9 protein-coding genes are annotated in these 15651 nt (G+C 72.9%); 5 read left to right on the forward strand and 4 right to left on the reverse strand.

Annotation, left to right across the window (positions count from 1 at the left end; all coding sequences use genetic code 11):
- The first annotated feature begins 9 nt into the window (after window positions 1–9).
- From MWU75_RS08245 to MWU75_RS20255, 3 genes are read left to right on the forward strand one after another with little or no spacing between them, the layout of a single operon-like run.
- Window positions 10–1203, forward strand: a complete 1194-nt coding sequence (locus MWU75_RS08245; RefSeq protein WP_247089558.1) for a 3-hydroxyacyl-CoA dehydrogenase NAD-binding domain-containing protein — start codon at window positions 10–12, stop codon at window positions 1201–1203.
- Between the two features lie 44 nt (window positions 1204–1247).
- Window positions 1248–1646 (forward strand): hydroxyphenylacetyl-CoA thioesterase PaaI, encoded by a 399-nt coding sequence (gene paaI / locus MWU75_RS08250; RefSeq protein ID WP_247089560.1) that lies wholly within the window; start codon window positions 1248–1250, stop codon window positions 1644–1646.
- A 28-nt stretch (window positions 1647–1674) separates the two neighbouring features.
- A complete protein-coding gene (locus tag MWU75_RS20255) occupies window positions 1675–3837 on the forward strand; it encodes a glycosyltransferase family 4 protein (RefSeq protein WP_247089562.1) in 2163 nt (720 codons plus the stop codon).
- Here MWU75_RS20255 and MWU75_RS08260 read toward each other — a convergent pair.
- Together MWU75_RS08260 and wecB are read right to left on the reverse strand one after the other, a co-directional pair.
- Window positions 3792–5036 (reverse strand): hypothetical protein, encoded by a 1245-nt coding sequence (locus tag MWU75_RS08260; protein WP_247089564.1) that lies wholly within the window; start codon window positions 5034–5036, stop codon window positions 3792–3794. The genes MWU75_RS20255 and MWU75_RS08260 overlap by 46 nt on opposite strands.
- 127 nt (window positions 5037–5163) lie before the next feature.
- The gene (gene wecB, locus MWU75_RS08265) at window positions 5164–6306 is read right to left on the reverse strand and encodes a UDP-N-acetylglucosamine 2-epimerase (non-hydrolyzing) (RefSeq protein WP_247089566.1); all 1143 of its coding nucleotides are present in this window, start codon (window positions 6304–6306) and stop codon (window positions 5164–5166) included.
- Window positions 6307–6474: 168 nt separating this feature from the next.
- Between wecB and MWU75_RS08270 the strand changes: the two genes are divergently transcribed.
- On the forward strand, window positions 6475–6843 hold the full coding sequence (locus MWU75_RS08270; RefSeq protein ID WP_247089568.1) for a hypothetical protein: 369 nt from the start codon (window positions 6475–6477) through the stop codon (window positions 6841–6843).
- Window positions 6843–11507 (forward strand): glycosyltransferase, encoded by a 4665-nt coding sequence (locus MWU75_RS08275; protein ID WP_247089570.1) that lies wholly within the window; start codon window positions 6843–6845, stop codon window positions 11505–11507. Before MWU75_RS08270 ends, MWU75_RS08275 begins: the two co-directional genes overlap by 1 nt.
- Window positions 11508–11556: 49 nt before the next feature.
- Here MWU75_RS08275 and MWU75_RS20260 read toward each other — a convergent pair whose 3' ends face one another.
- Window positions 11557–13371, reverse strand: coding sequence for a glycosyltransferase family 4 protein (locus MWU75_RS20260; protein ID WP_247089572.1), 1815 nt, complete (start codon window positions 13369–13371; stop codon window positions 11557–11559).
- Between the two features lie 38 nt (window positions 13372–13409).
- Window positions 13410–15482 (reverse strand): acyltransferase family protein, encoded by a 2073-nt coding sequence (locus MWU75_RS08285; protein ID WP_247089574.1) that lies wholly within the window; start codon window positions 15480–15482, stop codon window positions 13410–13412.
- Window positions 15483–15651 lie beyond the last annotated feature (169 nt).

Genomic DNA, 15651 nt, shown 5'->3' on the forward strand with positions numbered 1-15651 from the left:
ATGAACCGCATGCCGCTCACAGACGCACAGACCACCGTTGCCGTCGTCGGGGCCGGGGCCATGGGTTCGGGCATCGCGCAGGTCGCCGCCGCGGCGGGCCACGAGGTGCACCTCGTCGACGCTGCCGAGGGCGCGGCGGCCGCGGCCCGCGAGAAGCTGGCCACCACGCTCACCCGGCTTGTCGAGAAGGGGAAGCTGACCGCGGAGGAGCGTGACGGCATACTGCAGCGGATCGTCATCGGACCCGCGGCCGACGGCGACCTCAGGGAGCTCCCGCCCGTGGGCCTGGTGATCGAGGCGGTCGTGGAGAACCTCGGGGTCAAACACGACATCTTCGACACCCTGGCCGACCACCAGGACGAGTCGACGGTGCTGGCCACCAACACCTCCAGCCTCGACGTCAACGCCATCGCCGCCAACCTGCGTGCCCCGGAACGGGTGATCGGACTCCACTTCTTCAACCCGCCCCCGCTCATGAAGCTCGTCGAGGTGGTCCGCACGACCCAGAGCTCGGGCGACGTGCTCACCGAGGCCATGGAGCTGATGAGCCGCTGGGGCAAGACACCGGTGATGTGCACGTCCACGCCCGGCTTCATCGTCAACCGGGTGGCCCGGCCGTTCTACGGGGAGGCGCAGCGCATGGTGCAGGACGGGGTCGCCGACCCGGCCACCCTGGACCTGGCGCTGCGCGAGCACGGCGGGTTCCGGATGGGGCCGTTTGAGCTGACCGACCTGATCGGTCAGGACGTCAACCTGGCCGTCGGCACGAGCGTGTGGCTACAGACCGACCGCGACCCGCGCTACGAGCCCGTGGACGCCCAGCGCCGGCTGGTCGAGGCGGGCCGGCTGGGTCGCAAGACCGGGCACGGCTGGTTCGAGTATGCCGACGGGGGCCAAGCCGTGGACGCCACCCCGGACGAGGGCCGGGTCCGCGAGCTGGTCGGCGGGCCGGTCGAGACCGACCCGGTCGCCCGGACCATCGCCAGGCTGGTCAACGAGGGCGTCGACCTGGTCCGGCGGGGCGAGGCGAGCGCCGAGGACGTCGACACGGCGATGATGCTCGGCACCAACTACCCGAAGGGACCGCACCAGTGGCTCGCCGAGATCGGCGCGGCCACCGTCGTGGAGCAGCTGCGAGCCCTGGACACGGCGTTCCCGGGCGGGCGCTACCGCGTCAGCCCCGCCCTCGAGGACCAGCTCTGAACGGCGGACCAGACCGCGGCTCCGCCCTGACGCACGTCCGGACCATGTGGGCCGAGGACCGTGCTTCTGCCGGGTTGGGGATCGAGTGCCTCGAGGTCACCCATGACGGTGACCGCGGCGCCGCGACCGCCCGGATGCCCGTCACGGCGGAGATGGTGAACGGTCACGACATCTGCCACGGCGGGCTGATCTTCACCCTGGCCGACTCGGCGTTCGCGCTGGCCTGCAACGCCGGGGGCACCCCGACGGTGGCGGCGACCTGCGACATCACCTTCGTCACGGCGGCCCGCCTCGGCGACGTGCTCGTCGCCTCGGCCCGGGAGCGAACGACATACGGCCGCAACGGAATCTGCGACGTGACCGTGACCCGGGAGGCGGACGGAGCCGTGGTCGCCGAGTTCCGCGGACGGTCCCGGTCCGTTGGTCCCCGGGCCGCCCCCTGAGCAGTGCGCTTCTGGCTAGACTTTCGTCGTGGCCGCCCCCGTGAAGGCACAACTCCCCACACCTCCGCCCGTCGACGGGCCGGTGCTGTCCACCACGCGCCCGCAACGGATCGTCGCGCTCGCCGACGACGCCGCCGACTTCACCCGGGTCGCGGACTACCTGCGCGGACTGACCCTGGTGGGGCACGTCGTCGCGCTCGTCTGGCGGACCGGGGAGCCCGACGAGTCGCTCGACTTCCTCGCCCTGCGACGCCGGATCCGGCCCGGGCTGGTCCGTTCGTCCGGCGCCCTCCGCCAGCTGCTGTCCACTCCCCGCGGCCACTGGCGCGGCGACCGCGACGAGCTGGTCGACGCCGTCCGCCTGGACCCGGCAGTCCTACGGTGGCTGGACCGCGCTGACGGGGTCGTGGCCTTCGGGGACAAGGCTCGGGCGGACCTCGACACGATCATCGAGGGCCGCAGCGACCGGATCACGCACACGGAGCTGCGCGGCTGGGCCGGACTGGGCCGGACCTGGACCGACTTCCAGCAGGCCGCGCAGGCCGGGGAGCTCACCTCTGCCTACGCCGAGCCGCTGGCGCGGCGGGCCGCGCTGCTGAAGGGCCCGGCGCCCGACTCGGTGCAGGCCGACCTCACCGACTACGTCACCGAGCTCACCCGGTCAGGGCATCACCAGCAGGCCGTCCTGCTGCTGCCGTTCGTCCAGTCCGAGGTCGAGGACGACGTGGAGCTCGCCCGCCGCCGAGCCCTGCTCGCCTACACCCGGACCTCCGAGAACGGCCTCGAGGACCCCGACCTGCGGGCCAGCGCCACGTCCCTCCTGGCGGCGATCGACGAGGTCCTGGCGGCCGGCGACCTGGAGCGCACGGCCGCGCTCACCACGGTCGCGCTCGGCCTGCTCTTCCACGTGGAGCTGCACGCCGACAAGGAGTCTACGCCGCTGGTGGAGGACCCCGACGGCTACCTGCGGGACTGGCGGGCCTCGGACGTCGGGCGCGTGCTGGCCCGCTCCGGGCCGGGGCGACCCCGCGGTGCGGCTGACGCAGACCCGGACGCCGGCGGCACCGCGGACCACGACCACGACCACGACGACGAACAGCAGCGGGTCGTCGTGCTCCGCGGCTCCTACCCCCAGTTCTCCGCCCAGCTCGTCGAGGAGCTCCGGGCCCGGGCGGACACCGAGGTCGTCGTGCACGAGTGGCCGGGGCGCGGCGCGACCGTGAAGGGGCTCGGCGTGCGACCCGAGCCGGTCGAGGCACGGCTGCGCCAGGCGATGGGCGAGGACATCGTCGACGAGGAGCTGACCGCCCTGTTCGACCAGGCTGACGCGGTCTTCATCGACTGGGCGGACCGCGGCGCCCTCGTCGCGCTGATGCACGTCCCGGACGGTGTGCGGGTCACGCTGCGCATCCACAGCATGGACGCGCTCTCCCCCTGGATCCACCTCATCGACTGGTCCCGCGTCGACCACCTGGTGTTCGTCAGCGACCACCTGCGCGACGTAGTGCGCGGCCTGCTCGGCGACCGCCTGTCCGGCACGACGCTGCACGTGCTGCCGAACGCCGTCGACACCGCTCGGATCCCGGACGACAAGACACCGGGGCACCTGCGTCGCCTGATCATGATCGGCTGGGCCCAGCCGGTGAAGGACCCCGCGTGGGCGCTGGAGGTGCTGGCCAGGCTGCGGGCCCACGACCCCGGGTGGACCCTGGTGCTGGTGGGCCCGGACTTCGCGCCGGGGACGGTGACATCCGGCCGGGAGTATGCCGCGAGGTTCCGGGAGCGACTCGCCGCACCTGATGTCCGTGGCGGGGTGGAGTTCGTGGGTGCGACCCGTGACCTGGCACCGCACCTGCGGTCGGCCGGCTTCGTGCTGAGCAGCAGCCGGCGCGAGTCCTTCGGTCTGGGGCTGGTCGAGGGAGCGGCCTCCGGCGCCGTCCCGGTCGTCCGCAACTGGCCCATCTTCGCCCGCCTCGACGGCGCCCGTGGCCTGTTCCCCTCCGAGTGGGTCGTGGACACGGTGGAGGCCGCCGTCGAGCGGGTCCTGGCGAACGCCGACGAGCAGGAGTGGGCCCGGTCCTCGGCGACCGCGCGGGACGAGGTGGAGCGACGGTTCCTGGCCGGCGACCCGGCCCGGGCCCTGAGTCAGCTCGTGCTCGGCGGGTCCGCCGAGGGACCGACCGGGTCCTGAGCCGCGATCTGGGCGAGCACCTGCACGGCCGCGCTCGTGTGCTGGACCGGTGAGCGATAGTCCAGGGGCTGCCCGGACAGCGGGCTCCCGGCCTCGACGACACCCCAGACCGGTCGACCACTTCCGCGGTAGTCGCTCCACTTCGAGGGCAGGAACGGGTTGGCCTCGAACAGCCGGCTGGTGACCGCGTCGTTGATGAGCAGTGCGTCCATGCGGGTGCTCAGCGACAGGAAATCGAGGTAGCTGACGAACGGCCGCGCGTGCACCAGGTCGGCACCGGACTCCTCGAGCCCGGCCAGGGCGGAGGTCAGTGTCTCCGGCTTGGAGGTGTAGACGTCGAGCCGCAGGTGATCGCGCAGGTCCGGCGGCAGCGCGCTGAGCCCTGCGACCACGCTGGCCATGCTGCGGTTGACGTAGAAGTTGCCGAAGTAGCCGATGTGCCGCCGGCCTGTGTCGAGGTCCGCCTCGGGCTCGGTGAGCCGGTAGAACTCCGGCGGCAGCGTCGGGTGCGGGGACACCACCGCGCGCTCCCTGACCCGGGCGGCCAGCGCCTCGTCCTCGATCCGGCTGATCATCAGGTCACGCTGGTTCTCGTTGGTGAACAGCAGCTCGTCGGCCAGTGCGTAGGGCAGGGTCTCCACCAGGGTGAACACGTTGTCGCCGGGGAGCGCGAACCCCGCCGCCCTGACCGCGGCGGTCAGCTCGTCCAGCAGCGCACCCTCCCCGACCGGGGACTGCCGCTCCTTGGCGTCCACGTAGACCGACAGCGGGTCGGAGAACTCAGCGGTCCAGCGCAGGTGCGGGCGCAGCGTCTTCAGGCGCGCCGCGAGGACGTGGCTGGGCACCCAGTGGGCACGGCTGTAGACGCGCTCGTAGCCGGGACCGTCGGCGTCCCACTCCAGCGCCCGGCCCAGCCCGGCCTCGACGAAGGTCTGCACGCCCTTCCACGAGGAGAACAGGGTCGGGGTCGGCAGTACCGCCCGGCGGCGCACCAGGTCGCCCGCGATCTGGTCCAGGGCCGCGTCGGAGTCCCGCTGGGAGGACATGTCGTTCTGTATGACGTCGACCGGGCGACCCGCCTGCCGCACCCGCTTCGCGGCGACGACCGCCGCGGTGTCGGCGAACGGCGCGAAGGCGTAGGCCACGACCAGGTCGGTGGCGGGTGCTCCCTCGCTCCCACCGGTGGGGCTGGCTGACATAGCGCAACTCTAGGGGTGGGTGACGCTTTCTCGGAGCGGCCGAGCCACTCTCGGGGCGGGTAGCGCTTTTCAGAGCGGCCGAGCCACGCTCGGCGCGCGAACCTCATCTCGGCGTGCGCGGACCCGTCTAGCTCCTGGTCAGACCAAGGTGCCCGGCCAGGACCTCGGCGATACGCGGCCCGGCGTGCCCGTCCCACAGCGGCGGCACCGGCCACGTCGCCTGCCGACCCGCCGCGAGCACCTCCGCGACCGCCGCCGGCAGGGTGTCCCGCCGCACGAGCTGGTTGGTGCCGTGGGTGATCGTGACCGGTCGCTCCGTGTTCGGTCGCAGGGTGAGGCACGGCACCCCCATCACCGTGGTCTCCTCCTGCACGCCGCCGGAGTCGGTGACGACGGCGGCGGCGCCCTTGACCAGGCCCAGGAACTCGACATACCCCAGCGGGTCGATCACCGAGAGCTGCGGGTGGTCCATGAAGCCGGCCTCCTCCAGACGCCCACGGCCGCGGGGGTGCAGCGGGATCAGGACCGGCACCTGGTCGGCCACCGCGTGCACGGACTTCACCAGCTCCGCGACGTCGGCCGGGTCGTCGACGTTGCCGGGCCGGTGGAGGGTCGCCACGACATACGGCTGTGAGGCGTCGACACCGACCGCCGCGGCCACGCCCTCGGTGTCGAGGGAGTCCAGGTGCCGCAGCAGCGTGTCGATCATCGGGTTGCCGACGAAGTGGATGCTGTCGGCGGCCGCGCCCTCGTGCCCCAGGTGCGCGATGGCATCGACACTGGTGACCAGCAGCAGGTCGGAGATCCGGTCGGTCAGGAGCCGGTTGATCTCCTCGGGCATGGTGCGGTCGAAGGAGCGCAGGCCCGCCTCGACGTGGGCCATCGGGATGCCCATCTTGACCGCGACCACCGCGGCCGCCACCGTGGAGTTCACGTCCCCGTAGACGACGACGAGGTCGGGGCGCCGGTCGGTGAACAGCTCCTCCAGCCCGATCATGATGGCCGCCGTCTGGGCGCCGTGCGCACCGGAACCGACACCCAGGTTGACGTCCGGCTCGGGGAGACCGAGCTGGCGGAAGAAGACCTCACTCATCTTCTCGTCGTAGTGCTGCCCCGTGTGCACCAGCAGTTGGGTCAGCGGGAACTCACGCAGCGCCGCGATGACCGGAGCGGCCTTGGGGAAGTTGGGGCGGGCACCGGTGATGTGCACCACCAGAGGTTGCGAGCCGGACACGTGAGATCCCTTCTGCAGTCCATGGAACGTGGTCATGCTGTCACAGGGTGTGCCTCCGGCGGGGTGCCGGGACGGACGTGGCATGCTAGGTCGGCAGAAACCGGCGGGCCTGAGGGGTCCCCGCTCCCGATCCGCGGCAGTTCCAGAGCGTCCAGGGCAGTTCCAGAGCATGAGTTCACGAGCACACGAAGCGAGGCGACCCGCATGAAGACAGCCACGGGGAGGCCCGCAGGCCGTGGGCTGCGCCGCATCCCGACGCGGGCGGTGCTGGCCGGCCTCGGGGTGATCGGCCTGCTCACCGTCGTGGCGGCCCTGCTGTCCTGGTGGCAGGTCGTCGTCGTCGGTCTCGTCATCCTGCACCTCGGCACCGCGGTCACGGTGCTCGGTCCCTGGTCCCGCCCGAGTGCGCCGAGCAAGAAACCCATCGCCAAGATGAGCCATGAGATCCAGGACCTGGAGCGCCGGGTCGATGCCCTGGGCGCCCGCCTGGTCGCGAGCACCGAGCGCACCCGCGTCGAGCTGCTCGACGCCATGGCCGACCGCACCGGCGGGGCGGAGGACCGGCCCTCCTGATGGGTGTTCTTGACCGCCCGGACCCGCTGAGCACCGACACCTCCCAGGACCAGCCGGGTGCTGACCTTGACCAGGACCTGGTCGTCCAGCTCGCCGAGCAGCTGCGTCCCGAGAGCGTCGGGCACTACACCCAGTTCGCGATCCGCACTCGCAGCCCCCTGGCACCGCGCGTGCTGTCCGCGGCCGGGGAACGGGCAGCGCTGGCGCGGTTCACGGCGCTCTCCGGGGCTCCCGACGCGCACGTCGCGGGCCTGGAGCAGCTCGACCGCGTGGTCGCCCGGGAAGGTCTGGCCGCGCAGTCACCCGACGTGGCCACCCTCTACGCCCAGCTGCTCGTCCGGGCCGACCGTGACGAGGAGCTCGAGGCCCTGCTCGCCGACGAGCAGGTAGCCCTGAGCGACCTCGACCGGTGGTCCCTGCGGACCGACCTGCTCAACCCGCACCGGGTCAGCCCGCACCGTGCCGGCCTGGTGGAGGGGCTCACGGCCGAGGAGCTCGCCGCCGCGGAGGACCGCTGGCTGGCGGTGTTCAACGAGATCCACGCCGCCGACGGACTGGAGCCGGTGCAGCTGCGCCCGCTGCACGCCGGCGCGAATCCCTACCAGCGGCTCAGCGCACCCGTGGCCGGGCAGGTCGACGAGGGGCCAAGGCGGGTCGACGAGGAGCCGAGGCAGGTCGCCGGCGCGGTGCCGGCCGGGCAGGTCGACGGCGAGCTGGTGACGGTGGTGATGTCGGCCTTCCGCCCCGACCGAGACCTGCTGCTCGCAGTCCGCGGTGTGCTCGAGCAGACCTGGCGCAACCTGGAGCTGCTGGTCGTGGACGACGCCTCGCCCGCCGGGTTCGAGTCCCTCCTGGAGGAGGCCGAGGCCCTCGACCCGCGGGTCCGGGTCGTCCGTGCGCCCCGCAACGGGGGCACCTACGAGGCGCGCAACCTCGCCCTCAGCCTGGCGCAGGGTCGCTGGATGACCTTCCAGGACAGCGACGACTGGACCCACCCGCGCCGGGTGGAGGTGCAGGTGCGCCACCTGTTGGAGAACCCGGACGTCCTGGCCAACCGGACGTGGACCCTGCGGGCCTACCAGGACCTCACCCTGACCTACGTCGGCTATCCCGCGGCGCGCCTCAACGCCAGCTCCCTGCTGTTCGACCGGGTCCCGGTCCAGCAGCTCGTCGGCCACTTCGACGCCGTCCGCAAGTCCGGCGACATGGAGCTGCCGTTCCGGCTGCGCGCCCTGCGCAAGGGCAGCGTGCGCGACCTGCGCCATCCCGCACCGATGGCGATCACCCAGCTCCGGTCCAACTCGCTGTCGCGCGCCGACGCGATCCCGGGCTGGTTGCGATGGGACCGGCTGGCCTACCGCGACAGCTATATGGAGTGGCACGACCAGGTCAGCTCCCGTCGTCACCGCGCCGTGCTGCCCGGTGACGGCCGGCCGTTCCCGGTGCCGCGCCGCGCCTGGGCGCCGGACCCCCCGGGGGCGGTGACGGCCCCAGGGTGGCAGGTGGTCGTGCTCGGCGACCTGCGCAACGGTCAGCCCCGCGCCCCGCGGACCCTCGGCGTGGCCCGGGCGGCCGCCGACGCCGGGCTCTCCGTCGCCGTGGCGCACGCCGAGTCGCCCCTCCCGCTGGCCACCAAGCGGGAGTCGCTGACCAAGTCCCTGTCCCGGGACGTCCGGCTGGGCCGGGCGGGGCTGACCAACCCGCACGAGCAGGACCACGTCGATCTCCTGGTCGTGACCGAGCCCGCCAGCCTGCTGCACCTGGACGACGCGCACCTTCAGGTCGCGGAGATCCTGGTCGTGGCCGACGAGGCCACCCCCGAGGGGTGGACCGTCGAGGCCGTCGACCGTCGCTGCCAGGACCTGTTTGACCGGCTCCCCCAGTGGGGCGGCCCGGCCCGGGTGCACCGTGGTGAGGAGCCCTCCGCGGTGCGTGCCGCCGTGCCGGACGAGCGATGGGTGGACGCGGACCTCGCCCCGGTCAGCGGAGCCGACTGGCCGCAGACCGGACCCGCGCGGCCGGCCCGGCGAGAGCTGACAGGACAACGTCCCCTGGTGATCGGCCACCACCTGCGGGACTACGTGAGCCGCTGGCCACGTGGGCCGAAGACGCTGCGCCACGCCTACCCGGAGCACATCTGGCCGCTGTCGCCCGAGGAGATCCCGACGGACGTCACGCAGCCCCTCCCGGTCCCTCCGGCCGGCGCGCCGGTGCTCGAGGTCGAGGTGCACGCCCTCAGCGGGCTGACCGTCCCGACCGCGGTCCTCGGTCGGGACCTGCCGCCGCCGTCGTGGTGCTCCTTCCTGGGCACGGGCATGACCGCGCGGGAGTTCCTGTCCCACCTTGACGTCTGGGTCTATCACGGCCGGTGGGACCTGCACGCAGAGATCGCCGCGCTCGAGGCGCTGGCGGCCGGTCTGCCCTGCGTGCTGCCCGCGGAGGCCGCCGAGAGCAGGCTCGAGGGCCGCGTGCGGTGCGTGGACCCGTGGCTGACGTCGAGCGCGCTGCTCGAGCTCCTCGAAGAGCCGGATGCTGCCCGCCAGACCGAGGCCCCACCCGCCCACTCGGCCCCCCAGACCGAGTCCCCGGCCCCCTCGGCGCGGGCGACCAAGACCCCACCCGCCCACTCGGCCCGTCAGCGGCAGGACACGTGGGCCGCAACCCTGACCGACCTCCTCCCCACGCGGGAGCTCAGCGCCGACGCCCCGGCCGGTCTGGTGCGCGCTGCGGCGACCGACGCCTTCCGGGCAGGTGACCACGCACGCACCGCCGAGCTGCTCACCGCGCTCCTGGGCCGGCGCGAGGCGAGGTTCACCGACGTCATCCGTCTCTCCCGGACGGCTCGCAGGCTCGGGGACGCGGACCTCCTCGACCGTGCCCAGGCCGCCCTGCTGAGTCGCACGCCGCGCAGCCCCGGACAGCTCCGCCGGGCCGTGGCCGCGCTGGAGGGGCTTCGCCCCGCGCACCTGGACGCGCTGCAGCAGTGGCGCACCCGGCTCGCGGATCAGGCCCCGCCGCTGAACCTCACCGGCGTCGACGCGCTGGTGCTCGACGTGCGGGTGACGCAGGTGCTGGAGGGCGGGCTCGAGGATGAGGCGGTCGCCGCGCTGCTCGAGGTCCCCGACGGACCCAGGCGCCTCGTGCGCCGGATGACCCGGGCCCGCCAGTTCGACGACCTCGAGACGCAGCTGCCCACCTGGCCGGCGGAGGCCCTCGACCGGGTCCCCGCGATGGCCTGGCACTGGCTGGCCCGCCACGCCGCCACGCACGGGTGGACCGGTCTGGCCGCCCTCGCGGCCGCGCGCGAGGAGGGCGACGCCCCGACCGAGAGCACGCGCGAGCTGACCGCCGAGGCCGAGGACGAGCGCACCCTCCTGGCGCAGCCGTGGGAACCCCCGGCGCGGGCGCCGGACCCGGACCCCGCCGAGCTCGACCGGCGCTCCGTCGTGTCCGTGCTGGGCCAGTCCCTCCCGCTCCGGTCCGGTGGCTACGCGACCCGGTCCCACGGCATACTCACCTCGCTGTCCGAGCGCGGCTGGGACGTGACGGCCGTGACCCGACTCGGTTTCCCCTTCGACCTGTGGTGGTCGGCCGACGACGAGCGCGAGCCCGCGCCGGTGGACGTGGTCGACGGTGTCCCCTACCACCGGCTGCTCACCGAGGGTGTGCGCGACTACCCCCGGGTGCCGCTTCCGCCCTACGTCGCCCGGGGCGCGGAGGGCATCGCGGCGCTGGCCCGGGCGGAGCGGGCCAGCCTGGTCCACGCCTCCAGCCTGTATGACGTCGGGATGGCCGGGCTGACCGCGGCCCGGACCCTCGGGGTCCCCTTCGTCTACGAGATGCGCGGGCTCAAGCAGCTCCTCGAGGAGGCTCGGTTCCCGCTGTTCTCCGGGTCACCCCGGCGGCGCTACCTCGATCAGCTCGAGGGCACAGTGGCCCGGCACGCCGACGCCCTGCTGGTGATCACCGAGGCGCTGGGCCGGGAGATGGTGCGGATGGGAGTCGACCCCGAGCGGATCACCGTCGTGCCGAACGGCGTCGACGCCTCGCGGTTCACCCCGCGTGAGCGCGACGAGGAGCTGGCCGAGCGCCTCGGCCTGTCGGGGCGGACGATCATCGGCTACCTCGGCGGGCTGGTGCACTACGAGGGTCTCGACCTGCTGTGCGAGGCCATCGCGCGGATGCGGGGGCGGCGCGACGACTTCCACGTCCTCGTGGTCGGGGACGGCGCCTTTGAGAAGAAGCTCCACCTGATCGTGGAGGAGCTGGGTGTCGGCGACCTGATCACCTTCACCGGCCGGGTGCCGCACGAGGAGGTCGAGGGCTATCTCAGCCTGGTCGACATCACCCCCTTCCCGCGCAAGCCGCTGCCGGTGTGCGAGATGATCTCGCCGATCAAGCCGTTCGAGTCGATGGCGATGCGCAAGACGGTCGTCGCCTCGGACGTGGCCGCGCTGACCGAGATCGTGCAGGACGGGGTCACCGGCCGGCTGTTCACCAAGGGCGACGCCGACGACCTCGCCCGGGTGCTCGAGGAGCTGCTGGACGACCCGGAGGAGCGCGCCCGGCTCGGTGCCGCGGCCCGGGAGTGGGTCGTCGCGGAACGGGACTGGCGACGGATCACCGACGCCGTGGACGGGGTCTATCGACGCCTGCTCGGGTAGTCGTCGGTGTCGCGGTCCGGCCCCGACGCAACCGCCCAAGCGGACCGGTTCAGTCGCGCGGGCCGAGCACCGCCCCGTAGATCCGGGCGTAGCGCTCGTCGTTGTGCGACCAGTTGCGGTGGCCGAGCACCCACTCCCGCGCTCGCTCCGCCAGGTGCTCGCGCCGCTCCGGGTCGCCGGCCAGCCGCTCGAGCACGTCGGCCAGCGAGGTGGCGTCGCCGGTGACGAAGGTCTCACCGCGGTCGCCGTCGCCGGTGATCTCCTGCAGTGCGGGCAGGTCGGAGACGACCAGCGGGATGCCCAGGGCCATCGCCTCGTAGGGCTTGAGCGGCGTGACCAGCCGCGCGGCGCGCTCGTTGATGCGCGGGATGACGAAGACGTCCAGCTGCGCGTAGTACTCGCCCACCAGGTCGTGCGGGATCCGCCCGGTGAACAGCACGGCGTCACCGGCGTCGGTGTCCTTGGCGTGCTGCTCCAGCAGCTCCCGGCGGCGGCCGTCGCCCACGATCAGCGCGGTCGCCGGCACCCCTCGACGGCGCAGCTCCAGGGCGGCGTCGATGAGCAGCTCCTGGCCCTCGCGGTAGTGGTCCAGGTTGGACACGTAGCCGAAGACGAAGCGGTCCGTCAGGCCCAGGTCCTGCGCCAGCTCCTGGTTGCGCGGGCGGGGCACGAAGGCCGTCGGGTCCATGCCGTTGGGGACGACGTGCACGTGGTCGGGGTCGACCCCTCGCGCCACGATGTCGTCCTTCATCGACTCGCTGAGCGTGACGACCGAGGCCGCCTCGCGCTGGCACCACACCTCGGCGGCGCGTCGGCGGTGGTAGATCTCGGCGTGCTCGGCCCAGTCCGTGTCCCGGGTCCACAACGCCTCGAAGAAGCCGCGGACCTCGTAGACCACGGGCAGGTCGAGCACGCGGGCGACGGCCAGGGCCACCAGTGCGGCCTCGGTGCCCCGGTTGCCGGAGTGGACGTGGATCAGGTCGGGGTCCTCGGCGGCGACGACGGGCAGCAGGGCGTTGGCATAGGCGTGGAGGTACTCATCCCACGGCTCCGACGGCGGGATCTCGTCGCGGTAGAGGTGGAGGTAGCGCACACCGCCGACCTCGTCGATGTCCGGGGCGTCCTCGACGCCGATGCTGCGCGGGAAGTCCAGGGCGGTCACCGCGACCGGGTTGAGCCCAGCGCGCTCCTGGCCGATCAGGGTGTACATGCTGCGCATCGAGTAGCCGCTCTGTCGCTGCGGCATGCCGATCTTGAGCAGGTGGAGGATCGTGCCGCTCCGCTCGCGCTGCGCCGGTCGCGGGGGCAGGGCAGCGATCACCTCGGGGTCGATCGTGGGGAGCCACCCCGGCTCCGACTCGTTCCACCGACCTTCCTGGGTGCGCAGCTGGCGCATCAGCGCCTTGTTCGCCGGCTCGAGCTCGAGCCGACGGCGCAGCACACCCAGCTGCAGACTGATCGCACCGGCCTTGGCCGCGCTGGTCTGGAGCTGGCGCATCAGGTCGCGCTCGGGGCTGTCCTGTCCCTTGACGCGGTCGAACTCCCGCTCCGCCAGCGCGAGCGCCTCCGCGTGCTCACCGGTGTCGGACAGCTCGGCGAGCCGCGCGGCCGTGAGCTGGTCCTCGGTCGGTGGGGGCGGGGGTGCCGGGGCCTCGGTGGCGCCGCCGGTCTGCCCTTCCTGTTCCGGCCTCTCCTGTCCCGACCCCGACGCTCCCGCCGCAGGCTTCTTCGCGGCACTCGACGGCCCCGCGGTCTTGCCTCCGGCAGCACTCGTGGGTCTGGCGGGGGCACGCCTGAGGCCCGCCTTCCGGGCCAGGGCACCGAGTCGACGGCGCAGACGACGCCAGGGCTTCACATCAGGCACGTGCCGACACTACCCGCCCGCGACGACCGGGTCGGTGCTCACTCCGACGCCCCTCGCGGGGGCACGCGGTCCAGGAGGATGTCCTCGGGGTCGGCCGCGGTGAACCCCCACCGGCTCAGCTCGCGGTAGATGAAGGGGGTCAGCGACCGCGCATAGGTGTCGGTGACGTGACTGCCCTGCCGGTAGACGAGCTGCCCGCCGATCGCCACCGGGCACTCCGCCGTGGGGCAGATCCACGGCCGCAGGTCCAGGAGCGGGCTGTCGGTCGCCTCCGCGAGCTCGGCGGTCTCCGGGCCTCCCTGCGGCTCCTCCCGGGCGAACGAGCAGGTCAACAGGTCGTCGGCGTGCTCGGCCGCGCACTCGTAGATGGCCCCCTCCCAGGTCGGGGCGTTGTCCATCAGCACCACCACGGGGATGCCAGCCCGCTGCAGCTCGGTGATCGCCGTGCTGATCCCCGCCACCAGCTCGGGGGGCAGCTCACCCGCGGCGTTCATGATCACCAGGTGCGGCGGCACCTGCTGGGCGAGGAGGGTGTCCACGACGGTCTCCCCGAAGGCGTTGCAGTCCGCCATCGGGTGCCCCGAGACGGTGGCTCCGCAGGCGCTCTTCAAGTATGTCGTGAGCCGCCAGTCCTCGTCCCGCGCGATCGCGTCGAGCGCGGTGAAGTACTGCCCCAACTTGGAGTCGCCCCACAGGACGACCTCCGTCGCGGAGCCGGTGTTGCCGTAGACGCAGGAGGGGTCGGGCTCGGCGTCGCCCTGCGCGATCTGGCAGTCGTCGTCGTAGTAGCCGGGGATGTCCTCTCGCGCGAGCGCGGGCTCGGGGTGCAGCGGTCCGGCCGGGGTGTAGACGCTGCTGGGGTCGTCGACCTGCTGCCAGGTCCTGGCCGCGGGGTCGGCGACCAGGGCAGCCGGCCCGGGGGCGGCGGTGGTGTCGCTCAGGTCGGGCCTGGTCACCCAGGCGGCGCCGGCGACGCCGCAGATGATGGCCATCGTGGCGGCCCCCATCACGAGGGACCGCCAGGGCCGGATGGCCAGCGAGCGGCGGAACCGGATCGGGTCCTCGACGAGGTGCTTGGTGGCCCAGGCCAGCAGGACCGTGAGCACCCCCAGGGACGCCAGGGCGGGCACCGCCAGCTCGCCCCACCGCGCCTCCGCGAGGACGACGAGCGGCCAGTGCCACAGGTAGATCGCGTAGGACAACCCCCCGACCCACACCATCGGCGGCAGACTCAGCACCCGACCCACCACGGTGGGACGGCCCGGGATCCCGGCCGCGATGACCAGGACCGACCCGATCACCGGCACGAGGGCGGCGGTGCCCGGCCACGGCGTGGTCCGGTCGACGAGGGTGACCGACAGCAGGATCATGCCCAGCCCGACCGCGACGCCCAGCTGACACAGCCATGCGGGTGCCCGCCTCAGCCGGGGGACGGCGAAGGCGAGCACCGCCCCCGCGGCCAGCTCCCACAGCCGCGTGGTCGTGACGAAGTAGGCGGCGGCCGGGCTGGACGAGGTGTACACGACCGACCAGACCAGGGACAGCGCGCCCAGCAGCGACAGCAGCACCAGCATGGTCCGCCTCGGCCGCAGCCGCAGGCGCGCGGCGACGACGACCGCCAGCAGGATCATCAGCGGCCAGAGCAGGTAGAACTGCTCCTCGACCGAGAGCGACCAGTAGTGCTGGAGCGGGGAGACCCCCGACCCCTCGGCCAGGTAGTCCACTGAGCGGGCGGCGAGGACCCAGTTCACGACATACAGGGTCGATCCGAGGACGTCGCTGAGCAGGTCGGTCCGCGCACTCACCGGGAGCACCAGCCACCCCGCCGCCAGGGTGAACATGATGACCAGCGACGCGGCCGGCAGCAGCCGGCGCGCCCGCCGGGCGTAGAACTCCGGGAGCGCGACGCTGCCGCTGCGTTCCACCTCGCGCAACAGCCCCGAGGTGATGAGGAAGCCCGAGATGACCAGGAAGACGTCGACGCCGGCGAAGCCGCCCGGGACACCCGGTGCGTGCAGGTGATAGAGCAGCACGGTGCCGACCGCGATCGCCCGCAGTCCCTCGACGTCCTGTCGCAGGTTGCGGGCGTGCGTGGGGGAGGGTGAAGTCACGGGGCGGGAGATCCTCGGCCGGGTCTGGGACGCCGCTGATCCTCTCATGCGTCCCTACGTCGGAGACAGTCCAACGGCCCGGCGTCCCTACGTCGGAGAGAGCTCAACGGCCCGCCTGGCGCCCTGCCCGGTCCCGCTCACGAGATGGGTCACGAATCCACAACGGTTC

It is taken from the genome of Ornithinimicrobium sp. F0845, assembly GCF_023015765.1.
In the GTDB taxonomy this organism is placed as follows: domain Bacteria; phylum Actinomycetota; class Actinomycetes; order Actinomycetales; family Dermatophilaceae; genus Ornithinicoccus.

Coding starts and splice junctions, on each gene's coding strand:
- paaI (WP_247089560.1), top strand. CDS start 1,248: ATGTGGGCCGAGGACCGTGCTTCTGCCGGGTTGGGGATCGAGTGCCTC.
- MWU75_RS08245 (WP_247089558.1), top strand. CDS start 10: ATGCCGCTCACAGACGCACAGACCACCGTTGCCGTCGTCGGGGCCGGG.
- MWU75_RS08270 (WP_247089568.1), top strand. CDS start 6,475: ATGAAGACAGCCACGGGGAGGCCCGCAGGCCGTGGGCTGCGCCGCATC.
- wecB (WP_247089566.1), bottom strand. CDS start 6,306: ATGACCACGTTCCATGGACTGCAGAAGGGATCTCACGTGTCCGGCTCG.
- MWU75_RS08275 (WP_247089570.1), top strand. CDS start 6,843: ATGGGTGTTCTTGACCGCCCGGACCCGCTGAGCACCGACACCTCCCAG.
- MWU75_RS08260 (WP_247089564.1), bottom strand. CDS start 5,036: ATGTCAGCCAGCCCCACCGGTGGGAGCGAGGGAGCACCCGCCACCGAC.